General features: G+C 29.4%; 12 protein-coding genes. 8 read left to right on the top strand and 4 right to left on the bottom strand.

Going from position 1 to position 15883, the window contains the following annotated elements; genetic code table 11:
* Positions 1-139: 139 nt before the first annotated feature.
* From ACWJKE_RS05710 to ACWJKE_RS05700, 3 genes are all read right to left on the bottom strand, one after another.
* Positions 140-3121 carry a DUF3427 domain-containing protein gene (locus ACWJKE_RS05710; protein WP_462959229.1) on the bottom strand — a complete coding sequence of 994 codons (2982 nt, stop codon included), beginning with the start codon at positions 3119-3121 and terminating at the stop codon, positions 140-142.
* Positions 3122-3517: 396 nt separating this feature from the next.
* Positions 3518-3916 (bottom strand): (deoxy)nucleoside triphosphate pyrophosphohydrolase, encoded by a 399-nt coding sequence (locus ACWJKE_RS05705; RefSeq protein ID WP_462959228.1) that lies wholly within the window; start codon positions 3914-3916, stop codon positions 3518-3520.
* Positions 3917-4150: 234 nt separating this feature from the next.
* Complete coding sequence (locus tag ACWJKE_RS05700) at positions 4151-4456, bottom strand: DUF4277 domain-containing protein (RefSeq protein ID WP_462959227.1); 306 nt, start codon at positions 4454-4456, stop codon at positions 4151-4153.
* Positions 4457-4847: 391 nt separating this feature from the next.
* Here ACWJKE_RS05700 and ACWJKE_RS05695 point away from each other — a divergent pair, with 391 nt between their 5' ends.
* From ACWJKE_RS05695 to ACWJKE_RS05660, 8 genes are all read left to right on the top strand, one after another.
* Positions 4848-6764 (top strand): site-specific DNA-methyltransferase, encoded by a 1917-nt coding sequence (locus tag ACWJKE_RS05695; protein ID WP_462959226.1) that lies wholly within the window; start codon positions 4848-4850, stop codon positions 6762-6764.
* 1 nt (position 6765) lies between these two features.
* Positions 6766-9105, top strand: a complete 2340-nt coding sequence (locus ACWJKE_RS05690) for a DEAD/DEAH box helicase (protein ID WP_462959225.1) — start codon at positions 6766-6768, stop codon at positions 9103-9105.
* A 193-nt stretch (positions 9106-9298) separates the two neighbouring features.
* The gene (locus ACWJKE_RS05685; protein ID WP_462959224.1) at positions 9299-10177 is read left to right on the top strand and encodes a hypothetical protein; all 879 of its coding nucleotides are present in this window, start codon (positions 9299-9301) and stop codon (positions 10175-10177) included.
* Positions 10152-12623, top strand: coding sequence for a DUF2357 domain-containing protein (locus ACWJKE_RS05680; RefSeq protein ID WP_462959223.1), 2472 nt, complete (start codon positions 10152-10154; stop codon positions 12621-12623). Before ACWJKE_RS05685 ends, ACWJKE_RS05680 begins: the two co-directional genes overlap by 26 nt.
* Positions 12624-12758: 135 nt before the next feature.
* On the top strand, positions 12759-13325 hold the full coding sequence (locus tag ACWJKE_RS05675; RefSeq protein ID WP_462959222.1) for an L-2-amino-thiazoline-4-carboxylic acid hydrolase: 567 nt from the start codon (positions 12759-12761) through the stop codon (positions 13323-13325).
* A gap of 119 nt (positions 13326-13444) precedes the next feature.
* Positions 13445-13852 carry a methyltransferase gene (locus tag ACWJKE_RS05670; protein ID WP_462959221.1) on the top strand — a complete coding sequence of 136 codons (408 nt, stop codon included), beginning with the start codon at positions 13445-13447 and terminating at the stop codon, positions 13850-13852.
* Between the two features lie 2 nt (positions 13853-13854).
* Positions 13855-14079 (top strand): hypothetical protein, encoded by a 225-nt coding sequence (locus tag ACWJKE_RS05665; RefSeq protein WP_462959220.1) that lies wholly within the window; start codon positions 13855-13857, stop codon positions 14077-14079.
* A 40-nt stretch (positions 14080-14119) separates the two neighbouring features.
* Positions 14120-14254, top strand: coding sequence for a hypothetical protein (locus tag ACWJKE_RS05660; RefSeq protein WP_462959219.1), 135 nt, complete (start codon positions 14120-14122; stop codon positions 14252-14254).
* Positions 14255-14269: 15 nt separating this feature from the next.
* Here the strand turns inward: ACWJKE_RS05660 and brnQ are convergent, their stop codons facing one another.
* Positions 14270-15580: a branched-chain amino acid transport system II carrier protein gene (gene brnQ, locus ACWJKE_RS05655; RefSeq protein ID WP_462959218.1), complete on the bottom strand. Its 1311-nt coding sequence runs from the start codon at positions 15578-15580 to the stop codon at positions 14270-14272.
* Between the last annotated feature and the right edge of the window lie 303 nt (positions 15581-15883).

Raw genomic sequence — 15883 nt, 5'->3', positions numbered from 1 at the left:
TTATTTCTGTGCACTAATAGCAAGGGCTCTATCAAACCTATTAGAGCCTTTTGACATGTAGGAATAAAAGTGATATTTTCTAAGTTTATAGTGCACATGCACAGGTATAAAGATTAAATACCAATTCAACTATAAAACCTTATGAGATAATGTAGTCAAAGAGATCTTCTCTTACAGGTGTATATAACTGATACCTAATTTCAACAGCACTCTTATTAGTATTTCCCATAATAATCGGATTAGGAACACCTACAGCATTAATTTTTCCAAGATAATAAAACTCTTTTGATAATTTATCATCCTTATTTTTTCTTACAAACAAACTCATTTCAACGCCATCTTTTTCAGCATTATATGCTTGTACAACATCAGCGGACTTTCCCGTTCTCCCTGATTTAGATATTGCAATTAAGTGTGATGGGGATTCAAATCTATCCTCATAATTTATAGAAGCATTTATATTTTGAGATTTATTGTAATTAATAAATACAGGATAGGTTTTGGTTTTCTTATCAAACCTGTAACCACCAATATTAAGGGCCACTTCGCATTTTTCCCATTCTAATAATTTGCACACATCTTCGTATGTATATTTTTGATACAATTGAAAATTTGTATCCATATAATGATCACTGTAAGATCTTTTATATCTATCTATACCAAACTCAATTAGTTCAACAACTATTTGCTTAAATTCTTCATTCTTCAAATTTTCAATAAAAACATCCGACGTTTTATACTCTAAACCATCTTTTTCTAAGAAAATACAGTCCTTATATGTCGATTTAGCGCTTCCACTAGCAAATTGATTAGTAAGCACATTTACTATTGAGGTCTCTGTACTATCCTTAAGATTTATATCATATTCTTCTTTTAGAATATGTTTTATCCTAGATATTAAATCGAACTTATTATTTATTGAATATCTAATCATTTCTAACTCGTGAATCCGTTTCCCGGAAGCAAGTTTTTTAGAAATAAACTCTATAAAAGATTCTTGGACATCGTTAAGCTGCACCGTATATTCTTTTTCATATTTTGTTAAAAATTTATGATATGATCCTAGGCTATTATTATCGAAAATCCTTATAGGATCAATGGAGTCATGCAAATCAAAATCACTTAATCTAGGAATTTTACCTAACTTTTGTTTTAAACTATTGTAACTATCCTTAATACGTTTAATATCATTAAAATTGACTTTATCAATAGATTCAAAAATACGTTTCTTAGAAATTTCATCAAAATTCACAGTAGAGCAACCGGGAATTATTCTATTGCCCTCCATAACATATTTTCTAATAGTATCTTTATTAAAGGTTCGATCTCCTGAAAGAGCTATAGGAATCAAAAAGTTACTATCATAGTTTCCTACAAAATCTATGATGACAACAAATTCTTTATAATCATATTTTCTAAGACCACGACCTAATTGTTGTATAAAAATTATAGCTGATTTAGTAGCCCTTAACATAACAACTTGATTAACTGACGGTATGTCTATTCCTTCATTAAAAATATCAACTGTAAAAATATAATCTAAACAATTAACGAGTTCATCTTGTTCTAAGCGCTCAATAGCTGCTTCACGTTCTAGTTGAGTACTATCTCCTGTTAATGCTAATGTTCTTAAGCCACGAGTATTAAATTTAATTGATAATTCTTTAGCCTCTTTTTTATCACTACAGAATATTAGTCCTTTTACTCTATCACCACAATATCCATAAAAATTAATTTTATTTATTATATGATTAACCCTTTGGTCATCTACTAAATATTTAAAATCTGTAGTATCATCTAACCCATTACCATCAATAGATACATCCGTAATTCCAAAATAGTGGAATGGGCAAAGTAAATCTTCCTCTAAAGCTTGTTGTAGGCGGATTTCATATGCTACATTATAATCAAACATTTTAAAAATATCAAAATCATCAGATCTTTCTGGAGTAGCTGTCATCCCTAATAAAAACTCAGGCTCAAAATAATCCACAATCTTTTGATAACTAATAGCACCGGCCTTATGAACTTCATCTATAACAATATAATCAAATTCATCCTTAGAAAAGCTTAATAATACTTCATCTTTTGATAAAGTCTGAACAGTTGAAAATATAAAATCTTTATCAATATCTTTTGAGTTACCTGAAAGAATACCCATACTTTTAGTATCCCCAAAAACATTTTTAAAGCTATCTAAGGATTGTTTTGCAATTTGTTCTCTATGTACAATAAATAGCGCTCTTGTTGGATTGAAATTTCTAATATCAAAAGCTGATAAATAAGTTTTACCCGTACCGGTAGCTGAAATTAATAAAGCTTTTTTAGCCCCGTTTTCTCTTACTTTGTCTAAAGCTTGAATTGCAGATACCTGCATCTTATTGGGCTTTAGTATGTATTGAGAGATTCTTGGAACTTTGCTTTTTCTAACAAACTCTCTTTGTTTTAAATATATCTTTTCATAAGTTTCAATCCACTCTAAAGTTAGATTATCAGCTTCATGCCACATAGCTCGAAACTCATTTAATACTTCATTTGTTAATGAACCTTCCTCTAATGAAGATATCTTTATATTCCATTCTTTATTTTTAGTTAATGCTGCTTGAGTCAAATTAGAACTACCAATAATAAGCCTATAATGATCACTATGTTTAAAAATGTATCCTTTAGTATGAAAGTTATCTTTAGAATATAATCTAATATGAATATTAGAAAACTCTAAAAGCTTCTTTAATGCTTTAGGTTCACTAAAATTTAGATAATCCGTGGTTAAAATTTCACCTTTGATTCCCTTGTTCTCTAAGTATTTAAAGGTCTCAAGTAGTGGTGTAACACCGCTACTTGTAATAAATGCCACAGATATCATAAACTGATCGCAGTTCATAAGCTCTACAACAATATCACTTAATACTTTACTACCTTTACTATAATCATTTAAAATAAGCTTGGGTCTCAATGCTAAATTGGAATTTACTAAGCTGTTTATTAATCCTGTTTCATTCGCGTTTAAAATATCCTTGGCAATATTAATTTGAATATGACTACTTTCATCAATTGGTTTAAAATCTATAGTAGACTCTAAATTTTTATTTCTGTCTATTTCAGTTAAAGTTTTCAACATTACATTACACTTCCTTCAAAAGCTGCTTATTGTTATCTATCAAGACATAATTAATTCAAGGATTAAGGTTATCTGTTAACTTTTTTTATCCTATAGATACGGTTCTAGACTTATAGGGTTTTGTTATAAACTCAATAAATATACAGGTTGGTAACAAACTCCATATGATGTAATTTCACTTAATATTATAACAGATATGTATAATTATAACTTGGGAAATTATATTGAAAAGTACAATCGTATTCTAATTATACTATTAATGTTTGTTAAGGCATATTAACTAATCTATAAGTTTTCTTGAGCCTTATTGCAATTTATAGAATCTAAGCTAACATAAGAGAATGAAATGCCAGCCGGTTTATATACAGAACCCAGAAAAGGTACAGCTAAATTTTGCTATACCTTTTTTAGTGCAAGCTGATTTACAGCATTCATATCTGCTAGAGCCCATTTTAGAGAAAGTAAATTATCTCTATGTAACCATATCAATTTTGAATGTTCACTCGCGGTGGGGGTACCAGATGCTATGCGGCACCTAACAGTAATTAAATTTACTATAAATTTATCGTATTCGTGAGTGTTATCATTAAATATATCAATGAATTCAACCTCGCATGATAGCTCTTCTTGTATTTCTCTTTCAATAGCCTCTTTTAAATTTTCACCATCTTCAATTTTACCACCAGGGAACTCCCAATGGTTTGGAATGGACATTCTTGGCGAGCGAAGAGCACACAGAATTTCATTATTTTGATTCTCGATAATAGCGCCTACAACCTTTATTAATTTTTTCATACAAAACACCTCTAAATAAGTTTAGCATAAAAGGTTTAAATGTAAAAGTAATGGGTCAGGTTATTATCCCTCCAGTTATTATTGATTTATAAAGGGTATATTCACCGCTTAATTAAGCTAAGCATTTTCCAGAGTTAGATAGTTCCAATATTGTACTTTTACATTCTTCTATATATCGTTTTGAACCTTTTCAATTACAAACACGTCTTTCTCGTATACTCTCTTTTTTTTAGTTTATGGTCTTCCACTTTTGTGTATATAATGAAAAATTTTATTGGCAATATAAAGTCCTTCAAGATAGTTGTTGTTATATGTTTTATCGTCTTTGGTTACTGATAATACATTTGCATCAATCATTACTACGCTGGCTACGTTTATACCATCTTCATAAAACACATCTAAAAATTTACCCAATCTATCATTATTAGTTTGGCTTAAAGTTATAGGGCAATGAAATATTCTTTCAAGATCTTTCTCTTGATAATATTCATTTAGCAGGCATATGGGATGATGATCATAAGAAATATTTACAATCGTCATCTCAGCTATTATTCAATAAGGGATATTTGTTTTTCTGCTTAAACTTTTTTGAATCTAAGTTGATCACTTCAGATAATCGAAGATGTTAACAAATGCCTGCTATAAAATTATTTTTCTATGATAGTACATTTCCAAGTTATTTAATAACAAATTATTCATGTCCATAAATTTAATCACCTTAAAAAAATATTTCATTAACATAATCGAAATAAAACTTAATATTCTTTTTGTAAAAAAATGTAAAATAATTTATTTTATGTAAAAAAATGGTTTTTATTTTTTTTTAGTTGAATATAAATATTAATATAAGGAGTTAATGAGTTTGAGAAAACCGAATCATAAGAGCTTTTGATAAGCAAGCCGAGTCTAAAATATGAGGAGGAAATAATCAATGAGTAGCAAATATGATAGCTGTAGCAAAGAGGTATTGCTTAAAATCATAAATAAGCAGGAGAAAGAATTAAAAACAAAGAAATATGGTCTGGTTTGGGACAGTGAAAAAGAACTTGAACAGGTTGTAGTGGATTGCGAAAATAATCTCCCTATCCTACAAAGAATAAATGAAAAAGCAATTAGAACTGATGATGGTGAAGATAATATTCTAATTGAAGGAGATAATTATCATGCACTTACATGTTTAAACTATACACACAAAGGGAAAATTGATGTGATATACATCGATCCACCATATAATACAGGTGCAAAAGATTGGAAGTATAATAATGATTATGTAATCGAGGAAGATGGGTATAGACACAGTAAATGGTTAAATATGATGGAAAAAAGGCTACAACTTGCAGCTAATTTATTAAAAGAAGATGGGATAATATGTGTAACTATTGATGATTATGAACTTCCAAATCTATGGTTACTTATGAATAAGATATTTGGTAAAGAAAACCGACTTGGTGTGGTAGTCATTAGAAATAATCCGAAGGGTAGGATGACTAAAAAAGTCATTTCACAAGTGCATGAATACGCATTATATTTTGGTAAAAGTTCGAAATCTAAGATAGCAAAACTATATGTAAATCCCGAAGCAAAAAGCCATAATTATGTCAAAGATGATGATGGAGAATGGTATTTAAAAGTGAATTTAAGAAAACAAGGAGTAGATAGTGAGGCTATAAAAAAGGATGGAAATATTCGAGAAAGATATTTCCCAATATATTTTAATCAGAAAACAAAAAAGATAAGCATAGATGAAAAATTTGAAATAGAAATACTGCCGATTGATTCAAAAGGGCATAAAAGAATATGGCGAAGGGATAAAGTGGGTGTAGAAAAATTATTTAAATCTGGCGACATAATTTGTCATCGGGTTGGTGGGATTTATCAAATATTCTTTAAATTTAGAGGTGGATTAGGAGGACAACAACCTAAAAGTATTTGGGTAGACCCTATTTTTTCAGCAAGTGAATATGGCACGTCTATTTTGGAAGAAGTTTTAGGTGCAAGAGAGACTTTCCCATATCCTAAATCGTTACATGCAGTAAAACATTGTATTGAAGTTGCTACTAACAGTAAAGATGCAATAATTTTAGATTTTTTTGCGGGTTCAGGCACAACTGCACATGCTGTATTAGAATTAAATAAAGATGATGATGGTAATAGAAAGTTTATTCTTTGTACAAATAATGAAAATAATATCTGCGAAGATGTTACATATCCCCGTGTTAGAAACGTCATTAAAGGATATAAATATGTTGGAAATGATAAAACGGTTTTATTTGAAAGGAAAATCACATACTCAAGTCTAACAAAAAATATTAATAATGTCTTAGAAGAAATAGAGAATATAATTTCTGAAAACAAAGAAATATTTGATAAAATAGACAAGAAATTTATAGAAAATACTATAAAGATAATTGGTATAAAAAAAATCAACGGAATGAAAGCAGGTCTATGGGGGAATCTCCAATACTTTAAGACTGACCTAATCCCAGTTGAAAAGATTGATAGAATTGATGATAAACAAAGGCGTGAGTTGACTGAAAAAGCAGGGCAGATGATTGCAATCAAAGAAAATACTTTTGAAGAAATAGAATGTAATGAGTGGTATCAAATATTTGAAAACAGAAGTAAAACTGGTAGAACGGCAATTTATTTCAGGGAGGATATGGAGAAATTTGAAGAACTAGTAGAAAAGATAAAAACTACTAAAACAGTTTTATATGTATTCATGTATGGGAGAATAGATAAAAAGCTTTTTAAGTATTTAGGTAAGAATGTAAAGATCCAAGATATTCCAGAGCCAATTATTGAGATATACAAAGAGATTAACCTACCAATGAAGGAGGCAAGATAAAATGTTAGTGTTAAAGGATTTTCAAAAATCAATAATTGATGAGTTAAGTAATACATTTTTGGATTTATGGAAAAGTGGTAATTACAGAATACCTTTAATATTTAAGGCACCGACAGGAGCTGGTAAAACAGTTATGATGGCGGAGTTTTTACGTTGCCTCGATGATAACTATCATTTCCACGAGGATAAGGCGTATTTATGGGTGTCTTTTGGTGGAGATGATTCATGTATGCAATCAAAAGCTAAGTTTTACAGCTATTTTAACGAAGGTACAGATATGAATTTAAAGGATATAAGCAATTTAAGAGAGGGGAAGCTATACAAAAACAATATATTTTTTATTAATTGGTCTAAAATAAAAGGGACAGACAAGGAATCTAAAAAATTAAGAAGACCTAGTGAAAATACAGAGGGAGAATATGGGGTATTTGATGAATATATAAAAAATACCCAAAAGGAACGTGAATTGATTTTAATTATTGATGAGGCACATACCGAAACTGATACTATGCTTGCGAATGATGTTATTGATTTAATCAATCCAAGAATAATTATTAAGGTTACTGCTACTCCAAAAGAAATACCAAATGTGAGTGATGTAATTCATAAGAAAACAGGATTCGTTGAAGCACTCGAAGAAGATGTAATAGCGAGCGGGCTCATTAAGGAAAAGATTATCATTCAAACCGAAGAAGATTTTAAAAAATTGTCAAGCAAAGGATTGTTTGAAGATGAGATAATGCTTGAATTGGCATTTAATAAGAGAATTGAACTAAAAAACTTATATAATGAATTAGGGCTTGATATTAATCCACTTGTAATGATTCAGTTACCAAGTGACTTTAAGGAAAAAGAAGGGGTACAATCTAATCAAAAGGACCTTGTTTTATCATATTTAAAAGAAAAAGGTGTAAGAGATAATGAGATTGCAATTTGGCTTTCGAATGAAAAGAAAAATCTTAAATTGATTGAGAAGAATAATTGCGCAATGAATTATCTGATTATTAAAGTTGCTTCTGCGACTGGATGGGATTGCCCACGAGCTGATATTTTGGTTATGTTTAGAGAAATCATAAGCCCAATCTTTCATACACAGATAATAGGTAGAATAAAAAGAATGCCAGAAGGTCATCATTATGATAAAACGGAGCTAAACAATGCTTATATCTTTACAAATTATAATAAAAGCCATATTCGTGATATTAAAGACACTGAGAATTTGAACAAACCGCCCATTTATTATACGGAATTGAAAAGCGGTATTAAACAAATTGAACTTGAAACAACATTCCATGCTAGGGTAGATTTCAATAGTTTAACACCGCCACCAGTTTGGCAGAAGTTCTTTTTTTTAGTTTTTGATGAAGTATTTAGTACAAGTAATGCACCAATGGAATTAAATAATAATTATAAAAAAATGAAATCAGTTATTGATATTAATAATTGCAGTGTAAATAATCAAATAGTAGTTGATGCCCAAATTGAAGGTTTTGATAATTTTATAAATGAAATTAAGATAAAAGGGAAAGATATAAATTCTAGTTTTTCACCGTTAGAAGTAGAAAAACTTTATAATTTGGCTTGTTTTGAAGAATTAAAAAAACAAGGTGAGGATGAGGCAAAGTACAATCCATCTAGGTCATGGGGGCAATTAAAAGCTGCTTTAAATGTTTGGTTTAACACTCGTCTAGGGATAGATAGAAATAAGTATTATCCAATAATTGTAAATGAGCTACTTAAAGAATCAAGCGCTTTAAAAAAGGCTATAAGCAAGGCACTTAAAGAATTTAGAAACAAATATGAAATTGAAGTTAAGGAAAAGGAAACAAGAGATATATTTGATTTAAAGGTACCAGAAAGCAATACAAGTTTTACAGAGGATTTTGAAAAAATCGAGGGTATTTCGAAAAATGTTTATAAAGAATTTTACAATAGAAAAAAATATTTAGGTAAAAAAAATGAAGAGAATTTTATCTCATATTTAGAATCTAGGGATGATGTTCGTTGGTGGAATAAGCAAGCAGAGAGTGGTAGAAGCGTGTTTGCCATTGAGTATTATGACACTCAAGAAAAAAAAATTAGCTTATTTTACCCAGACTTTATAATCAAGACTGCAAATAAACTTCTTATATTAGATACCAAAAGCGGTAATACCGCAAAATCTCAACAAACAGCTGATAAAAATAAGGCGTTGCAGAAATGGGTTGAAAAGAACCAATCTAAATATGGATTTGAGATTATTGGTGGCATTATAATCAAGAAATATCCAAACTGGGTAATTAATTGCGAAGCTGAGTATGTCTATGAAAATAGTTCTGATTGGCAAGTCTTAATATTTTGATTAATAAAATTAATGTTAGCAAACATAAACTTCTAGTTTGTGGTAGTGTGTTAGAAGTCATAATAATAATTGAAAATTATTGTTTGATATAGAACAGGTCATATACTTTGTATGGTTCAGGATATGGTCTGTTTTATATTTCACGAACATTTTAAACAAGTTTAGTCGTTCCTCTTTCATAGATAACCAAGGGGTGTTTATTTTCACAGTTACGTATAAATTAGCTACTGGTAAATTAACTGAAATTATTTTTAGAGCTTCAAAAGAGAAAAATATTAATAAACCTTATTTTATATGTTTAGATGAAATGAACTTAGCTAGGGTTGAGTATTACTTAAGTGAATATTTAAGCATTATAGAATCTAGGGAATTTGATGAGAACAAAAATATTAAAACAGATAGATTATTTTCTCAGGGATATTTAGCTGAAGGAAATGAGTATGCAAATTTAAGAATACCTGAAAATATTTATATCGTAGGTACTGTTAATATGGATGATACCACATTTGCGTTTAGTAGAAAGGTATTGGATAGAGCTAATACTATTGAGTTTTCAGATGTAGATTTAGATGCTTTGGAATTTAGTAATGAAAAATGTGAAAGCATTAATATAGATAACGACTTCTTTAAGACAAGCTTCTTAACTATTAAGGATGCTTTAAATAGTGATGATGCATTTGTTAGGCAAACTAATAGTAAGGTTAAAGATATAAATGAAATATTAGAGCAAGGTAATAAGAATTTCGGATATAGAGTTAGAGATGAGATTGTATTTTATATGCTAGAAAACAAAATTAATGATTTATTAAGTGAAGATGAAGCTTTTGATTTTCAAATAATGCAAAAGATATTACCAATTATAACTGGGAGTGAGCTTCTAATTAAGGATATTCTAATTAAATTATTTAATTACTGTAATACGAGTGGTAAGGAAGTCAATGCTACGATGGAGTATATTAAAGATTGTGAAACAGAGCTGAAATCAGATAAGATTAAGTATAAAAAGAGTGCTAAAAAAATACTTATGATGTTAAGAGGTTATGAAGATGGATTTACTTCTTTCTGGGCGTAATGATAAGCTTTTAGAAATAGATTGTAGAGATGAATTCTCGTTAACATTTAGTGGTGAGAGTATAAATAAGAAAGCAAGAGATTTAAGTATTAATATAAATACTACCGCAACACTTACTGTAGCATTGGAATATAAAGATAAGAATAAAGTTATAGTGAAAGTCATTTCTGATAACGGTGAGTTAGCAGAAGTTAGTGGACCTAATGTTAAACCCTGCTTTTATGAAAATGGGAAATATCAGATCATCTTAGAAGTTAAAGATAAGGGCCATTATGAAGTAATTCATATGGGTAGTAATTTAAATAATGGGTTTCAGAAAATAAGTAATTGTTATATTGGAATGATTGATTTTTCTTCGGATATTGGATTGTCTAATTTTATAATTAATAAAGATGGAAAAGATATATTATCTATAGATATAGAGGTCTTTCCGTCAAAAATTGATTATCAAAAAGATTACAAAGACATAATGAATGAAGTAAATGAGGATATATATTTTTTAGCGTTTGCTCTTATGGGTAAAATTTATCTAGAAACTAAATTAGTGGATACTAAACATCAAACCAATGCAGAATTCATTAACATTTTGAGATGTATATTTGATGATTTAGAAAAAGCTATAAAAAGAATTATAGCAAATCCTAAGCATAACGTAGAAACTATAGAATCTATAAGAAGAGTAGAGAAATCAAGAGTACCGTCCCGCAATACAATTTCTTATCTAAGGGAGCATTCAAGCGTGCTTGTAGAGCATCAAAACGGATTTATTAAGGGAAAAGATAAAAACTATATTGCAACTAGGGTTGTAGATAAAAGGAAAATCACAACTATAGATATATACGAAAATAGATTTGTTAAGTACATGATAATCAGTATTATAAAAAGACTAAATGCAGTTGTGAAAAATATAGTTAGAAATATGCTCAGCAATAAAGCGAATAATAATACTGATGATAAAGTGGTGCTACATAAGTTTTTAAAGAATAAGATATGCATATTGCAAAAACACTTGAAAAATGGATTTAGTAATGTTAGTAATCTTACAGGCAAAAAGACTATGAGTTTAGTTTTTCAAATAGCTCCTGGCTATAGAGAAGTTTATAAAAAGTATATTATGCTAAGTAAGGGGTTAGCGTTAGGAGATGGAATCTATCAGATGACTCCTAAAAAGCTGTATTTATTATACGAGATGTGGTGTTATATGAAAATACACCATATTCTCAGTGAGTTAGGTTACACGGTTGAGGAATATGGAATATTAAAGTATAAGGACAATGGGTTCTATTTAACATTATCCCAGGACTCGCAGGCTAAGATGATTTATTCTAATAAAAAGAATAGGTTAGAGCTATGGTATAACAAGTCATATTCGTCTCCAACAACTAATCAAAGACCAGATACTGTACTTAATATTAGAAATTTAAATAATAAAGATGACAATAGAATTTACATATTCGATGCTAAGTATAGAATAAATGTAGATGATAAAGGGAATATAGGTCCAGTTGAGGATGATATAAATGTAATGCATAGATATAGGGATGCAATAGTATCAAAACTTAATAACAAGGTTCAATTTAAATATGATACCTTTGGGGCCTATGTTATGTTTCCGTATGGAGATGAGGAGAAGTTTAAAGAACATAACTTTTATAAGAGTATAGAAGAAGTAAATATAGGAGCTTTTCCTATGCTACCAGGGAGTACAAAATTAATAACTAAGCAGTTAAAGAAAATAATAGAACAATCCCCACTCGATGCAAGAAATGATAGGGTAGTTATAGATGAATATGATGATTATGGTAAGTTTAAACATCTGAGCGTAATGCTTGTTAATGTAAAGAATAAAGAGCATTTAAAAGAGTATAAAGAAAATCTATTTTATCATATTCCAATAGCGAAATTAAAAGAGGTTAGAGATTCGGTTGAGTATTTAGCATTCTATCAATCAAAAGAAAGTTTTAAAGATGGTGGTGGAATAAGATATTTTGGCAGGATAAAAGAGTGCAAAGAATATAAGAGAAGAGAATGTACTGAACTTAAAGCAAGAGCTGGTACTGAGAATGATATTTACATAAGAATTAACTTAGAATCTATAGAAGAAGTAGATAGTATAGTACCAATTCAAACAGGAACTAGACTTGTAACTTATACAACTTTATATCTTCTGAAAAATGCAGAAAACACCCATGAGCTAAAAGTAGGAAGTAGCTTAGAACTTGAGGTATATAAAATACTAAAGAAAGTAGCAAAAGAGAAGGGTGTTAAAATTAAGAAAATAGATAAAGACAAGGATACTAAAATTAATAAGAAAGATAAAGTGAAAGAGTATACTGTAGGGGATGCAACTGTAGAAATAGTAGATGAAATTACGATAAAGGTGAATGGTGATAAAACTAATTTAAGAAAATTAGAAGAGAATATTTTAAACTCTATGCTAAATTAATAATTAGAAGGTTTGTGGATTTACACAAGAAAGATGATGTACATCTATACCATTGGGATGTAGCCTATCCAAAGGAAGGGTTAGAACATTATCCTTAGATAATATAAATCATATTATTCTTGAAAGGTGGTAAGTATGAAGAAATTTTTAATAAATGAGTTTGGGAAAGAACAAGGGGAAAAAACATATAAACAACAACAAGAAAGATTTTATATACTTGTTAAGAATAGTAATGGAAAAAGTAAGAATCAGCTTAAAACTTTAAAAAAGTACATTCTCCCTCTAATAGCTCTTTATCAAATTATACAGGAAACCTCGGGGGAGAAAGAGACATCCTTACAAATTGTAGAGAAATATTTTTTTGAGGGTGTATATGCTAAAGTAAACCTTTTGCGTAAAATTGAAAAACTTCCATTCTTCTATAAAACTTTTCGTATGATATTTAACAAGGCACTAAAAGCCGATAACTGGGAACTTACAGTTGAACAGAATAACACTGAGGCTATGGTGTTTATTATAAAAAAATGCTTATGGCACGCTACTTGTGCAGAGCATAATTGTCTGGAAATGTGTAACATGTTCTGCAAAAGCGACAATAGGTGCTATGATTCCATGAAGAAAATTACTTTTAGAAGGACTCAAACGTTGGGAATGTGTGGAGAATATTGTGATTTTAAATTTATAAATAATAAAACAAAATAAGAATAATATTTAGTTAGTATTTGTAAATTAATTCACAAGCTTAATGAGCAGCGCATTAAGCATAAATCTACGGTCGATGCTCTATTTTAAAAAACTAAATATAGGGAGGCAACTTAAAAATGAGTTTTGATGACTATGCTAAAAATTGGGATACCGATGAAAGAATTAATAGAGCAAAAATAGTAGCAGATGAAATAAGCAAATCAATTGACATTGATAAAAATTATTCTGCTATGGAGTTTGGATGTGGAACTGGTCTTGTAAGTTTTAATCTTTATGATAAATTCAAAAAAATTAATCTTGTTGATTCATCAAAAGGAATGATAGATATACTCAACTTTAAAATTAGTAAATACAAAGTAAATAACATGTTTACTAATTATTTAGATATATCTGATAAGAATTCATTAGATATGAATTTTGATGTTATTTATAATTCCATGGCATTACATCATATTCATAATACTGCATCAATAATAAAGAGCTTTTACGAATTACTTAATGAAAATGTTTTTTATGTATTGTAGATTTGGATGAAGAAGACGGCAGTTTTCATAAAGAACATCCAGATTTTGATGGTCATAATGGGTTTAATCAAGAAAACTTAAAAAGCATTTTAATTAGTGCTGGGTTTAACGACATAGAATCGAATTCATTTTTTTATGGTGAAAAAATTATAGAAGGTAATAAAATTAACTATTCGCTCTTCCTAATGAAGGCAAGGAAGTATACAAATCCTAAATTGAGTATTTAGAGCACCGTTGTAATTCAAAGTGGAGTAACGGTAATATAAAATGAAAAAAGGTATAGCAAAATTTAATTTTGCTATACCTTTTCTTATAGAAGCTGCTTTACAGCTTGTATATCTGATGGAGCCTACTTTAGAGAAAGTGAATTATCTCTATGTAACCATATTAATTCTGAATTAACAGTGTTACATTACCTTACCCTTCAAAAATTGAAGTAGCTCCATCTTCATTTATAACTTCTTTTGGTTTTATTAAAATATTAGAAATTACAAAAGCTATTAAAGCAGGTATAAGCCATGAGAATCCAACATTTGATAGAGGAATAAATTCAATAAATCCAATGCTATTTGCGTAGATACTATTTATAGTATCTAAAATACTTATAATTAGCGCTGTGTACGTAGTTATAGCAACAACCGTATTACTCTTCACAATATCTCCAAGCAATGTAATAACTATTAGAACAATTACAATTGGATATAAAATTTGTAAAACAGGCCCTGCCAATGTAATTATACTATCAACGTCTTTCGTAGCTATTAATCCACTTACTACAGCCATAATAACAGCAGCAGTCTTGTAAGATACTTTATTATTTGAAAGATTAGCAAAGAATGTTGCTCCACTTGCGAGTAACCCTATAGCGGTTGTTAAGCATGCAAGAGCAACACATAAACTAAGAATAACTGCACCGACGCTGCCTAGGTCTAACTTAACAAGCTCTGTAACTAGTTTAGTTCTAGATATATCTCCTGGGAACAAAGTACTTGTTTGTGTTCCAAGATACATAAGGCCAGCATATACAAAGGTTAAACCCGCTACAGCAACTAGTGCTGATTTTATAGTCATCTTCATTATATCATTTGTATTTTTATAACCTTTAGCTCTAACAGATGAAATAATTATTCCTGCAAATATAACAGAAGCCATAGCATCCATTGTTTGATAACCTTCTATTAAAGCTTTTGAGAATCCACCTTTGTTAGATGTAGCTACAATTGGTCCAATAGGATCTATTATTCCTTTAAATATAATTATAGCGAGCATTAATAAAAGTGCGGGGGTAAGTATTTTACCTATATTATCAATTATTGAAGAAGGTTTAAGCACAAACGCAAGTGTTATTGCAAAATACAATATAACTACTATATTTTGTGGCACAGATGGAAATATAGGATGTATTCCAAGCTCGAAAGTTGTTGCAGCAGTTCTTGGAATTGCAAATAACGGTCCGATAACAAGAATTAAAGCTACACCGGTTATTATAGCAAATTTTTTACCTACTCTATTGGCCATTTTGTCGTAAGTCCCATTAATTTTGGCACAGGCAATTACTCCAGTTAGTGGAAGACCAACGCCTGTAATGAGAAAGCCTATTATGGATGCAAAAAATGCGCTTCCTGCAGTTTTTCCTAAGAATGGTGGAAAAATTAGGTTTCCTGCACCGAAAAACATTGCAAATAGTGCAAAACCTATAATCACGGAATGTTTTGTTGAATCTTTCATTTATGCATACCTCCAAATTAATTAATATATGTAATTTAAAAATTAAATTAGTTCTATTATAGCTATTTTTCTTAATAAAGCAAGGAATAATTAACTTTTAGTCTCCGCTAATGCTAAAAAACATACACTTTGAGTACAGTGTATGTTTTTCATACAAATTAAGGAAATTGATTGTTTAACACCTTTTTTATTAGCGTTATATTATAAATGTAGAATTCTTATATAAAAATATAAGTTTAAAGAAAGGATGGCGATGATGTAATATTAGTAAAATAAACCTGAAATATAAAATATAGGGAGGTA

Source organism: Clostridium sp. CM036 (assembly GCF_055081135.1).
This window is presented reverse-complemented; position numbering and strand designations above follow the sequence as displayed.

What these genes read in the sequence shown, in the direction of transcription:
- ACWJKE_RS05710 (WP_462959229.1), bottom strand. Translation starts at nt 3,121, where the DNA reads ATGTTGAAAACTTTAACTGAAATAGACAGAAATAAAAATTTAGAGTCT.
- ACWJKE_RS05705 (WP_462959228.1), bottom strand. Translation starts at nt 3,916, where the DNA reads ATGAAAAAATTAATAAAGGTTGTAGGCGCTATTATCGAGAATCAAAAT.
- ACWJKE_RS05700 (WP_462959227.1), bottom strand. Translation starts at nt 4,456, where the DNA reads ATGACGATTGTAAATATTTCTTATGATCATCATCCCATATGCCTGCTA.
- ACWJKE_RS05695 (WP_462959226.1), top strand. Translation starts at nt 4,848, where the DNA reads ATGAGTAGCAAATATGATAGCTGTAGCAAAGAGGTATTGCTTAAAATC.
- ACWJKE_RS05690 (WP_462959225.1), top strand. Translation starts at nt 6,766, where the DNA reads ATGTTAGTGTTAAAGGATTTTCAAAAATCAATAATTGATGAGTTAAGT.
- ACWJKE_RS05680 (WP_462959223.1), top strand. Translation starts at nt 10,152, where the DNA reads ATGGATTTACTTCTTTCTGGGCGTAATGATAAGCTTTTAGAAATAGAT.
- ACWJKE_RS05675 (WP_462959222.1), top strand. Translation starts at nt 12,759, where the DNA reads ATGAAGAAATTTTTAATAAATGAGTTTGGGAAAGAACAAGGGGAAAAA.
- ACWJKE_RS05670 (WP_462959221.1), top strand. Translation starts at nt 13,445, where the DNA reads ATGAGTTTTGATGACTATGCTAAAAATTGGGATACCGATGAAAGAATT.
- ACWJKE_RS05660 (WP_462959219.1), top strand. Translation starts at nt 14,120, where the DNA reads ATGAAAAAAGGTATAGCAAAATTTAATTTTGCTATACCTTTTCTTATA.
- brnQ (WP_462959218.1), bottom strand. Translation starts at nt 15,580, where the DNA reads ATGAAAGATTCAACAAAACATTCCGTGATTATAGGTTTTGCACTATTT.